2 pseudogenes are annotated in these 1,410 nt (G+C 62.6%); one reads left to right on the top strand and one right to left on the bottom strand.

The window, feature by feature from the left end:
- Positions 1 to 374 (top strand): annotated as a pseudogene (locus EN943_RS36965) (tyrosine--tRNA ligase); the annotation flags it as partial.
- Positions 375 to 380: 6 nt separating this feature from the next.
- On the opposite strand, the pseudogene EN943_RS36960 reads toward EN943_RS36965, so the two are convergent.
- Positions 381 to 1,410: pseudogene (locus tag EN943_RS36960) on the bottom strand (AsmA-like C-terminal region-containing protein); the annotation flags it as partial.

The following is a 1,410-nucleotide window of genomic DNA, read 5'->3' as shown; positions in this document are numbered from 1 at the left end:
AGATCAATGAGGCCAAGAAGATCCTCGCCGCCGAGAGCACCGCCCTGCTGCACGGCCGCGCGGCGGCCGAACAAGCCAGCGATACGGCGCGCAAGACGTTCGAGGAAGGCGCGCTCGCGGAGTCGCTGCCGACCGTCGAGGTCGACAAAACAGCGCTCGAAACCGGCGTCGGCATCCTGTCGCTGCTGGTCACCGCCGGACTGGCGGCGTCGAACGGCGAAGCGCGGCGGCATGTGCAGGGCGGCGCCGTGCGCCTGAACGACGAGCCGGTGAGCGATGATCGCCGGCTGGTGACCCCTCAGGATTTGAGTCCGGAAAACGTCGTAAAGCTTTCTCTGGGAAAGAAAAAACACATCCTGGTACGGCCGATTTGAACTCGATCACCGATACTCAAAAATCGACCTGAATATTCCGGGTGCGATCACCGACAGCGGATTGATGTCCAGCAGCGGCTTGTTGGCGTTGCCCTTGAGCCGGTAGGTGACGCCGATCAGGCCACGGTCGCGGCCATTGCCGAGCAGCGCGCCAACGATGGGCAATTCGCCGAAGATGCGATTGAGGCCATAGACCGGCATGAACGTGCCGGTCATGTCCATGTTGTTGTTCTGGTCGTAGAGCGTGCCCTGGAACGTTGTGCCGATGCGCGGTCCGCGCAGCACTCCATTGGCCAGTTTCAGATAGCCGCTGCCCTTGTCGATCTCGGCGTAGCCGCGTTCGAACTTCACCCGCGACGTGTCCAGCTTGCCCTTGACCGCCTGATTGAGGCTGCGGTTGTCGCCGGCCGGCGTGGTCGAGACGATGGAGGCGAGTTTCGGTTCGTTGACGACGAAAAAGTTGCTGGTGTCGACCTTGCCCCTCAGCGATCCGTCGCTCGGCCCGGCCAGTGCGAGCGTGATCGCGCCGCCTTCCATATGCTCGTAGATGTTGAGGAATCTCAGGATGGCGCCGGCGTCCGCGGACTGCATGTTGAGCGTGCGCCGACCGGCGCCAGTTATGTTGCTGATCGATATGGCGGCGCCCGAACTGGCCGTGGCGCTGACCTTCAGCCCGTTCACCCGCGAACCGGCAGCACTGTAATCGAGCTTCAGATTGGACAATTGCTCGTCGTGGAAACCGGTCAGCCGGTCGACATCGGCGCTGACGGAAATGGCATCGGAACCGGTGGTCTTGGTAGCCGTGTCGACGTCCGAGGTGAACTGCTTGATGAGCGAGCGGGCATCGAGCGCGTTGCCCGATATGTCGACCGCATAGCCCTTGCCGGATCGCTTCACCGACACGGCAACGTCGTCGCCCCTGTTCAAGGTGACCTTGCTGAACCGCGCCGACGACAAGGCGCCATTGACCAGCACGATGCTGCCGTCGACGGAGAACGTCTTTCCGTCGAGGTCGAAATCGGACAGCGTCATGGTG

Source organism: Mesorhizobium sp. M7A.F.Ca.US.006.01.1.1 (genome assembly GCF_003997935.1).
Classification (GTDB): Bacteria; Pseudomonadota; Alphaproteobacteria; order Rhizobiales; family Rhizobiaceae; genus Mesorhizobium.
This window is presented reverse-complemented; position numbering and strand designations above follow the sequence as displayed.